We start from the raw sequence: 555 nt of genomic DNA, 5'->3' as shown, positions 1-555 counted from the left end.
GACCTGGCCGACTTCATCAGCACAGGCCTGCTACAGGGAGTCCCCTCGCTATACCGGCACCAGGAAGAAGCCCTCACCGCGGGAGTTCAGCCAGGCCAGCACATGGTCATAACCGCCGGAACCGGCTCCGGTAAGACCGAGTCATTCCTCATGCCGGTCCTGTCTTCACTGCTGAGCGAATCCCGGACCTGGACCGGACACGGGACGTCACCAGACGACTGGTGGACTTCCGAAGGCAATCCGTACCGTCCTCAGCGCGAAGGGGAAACCGGCCGCGAAGCCGCCGTGCGCACCATCGTCCTGTACCCGATGAACGCCCTCGTCGATGATCAGCTCATCCGCCTGCGCCGCGCCCTCGACAACGATGGCATCCGCGCATGGCTGGACGCCAACCGCAACGGGCACCGGTTCTACTTCGGCCGGTACACCGGTGCTACCCCTGTTACTGGCACTCGCAGCAACAACCTCGCTCTCGGCGAACTACGCCGCTATCTGCGACAGACCGACCAGCGCGGCGCTCGCGCACGGCAGATCGCCACGCAGAAGGCGGATGAC

At 64.9% G+C, this 555-nt stretch carries 1 protein-coding gene; it reads left to right on the top strand.

Going from position 1 to position 555, the window contains the following annotated elements:
• Positions 1-555: DEAD/DEAH box helicase (locus BGN97_RS04755; RefSeq protein WP_292698471.1), on the top strand; the 555-nt coding region annotated here is incomplete at both ends.

Origin of the sequence: Microbacterium sp. 69-10 (assembly GCF_001897945.1) — a bacterium.
In the GTDB taxonomy this organism is placed as follows: Bacteria; Actinomycetota; Actinomycetes; order Actinomycetales; family Microbacteriaceae; genus Microbacterium.
Note: the sequence above shows the minus strand (reverse complement) of the source record. Positions and strands in the feature narration are given on the sequence as shown.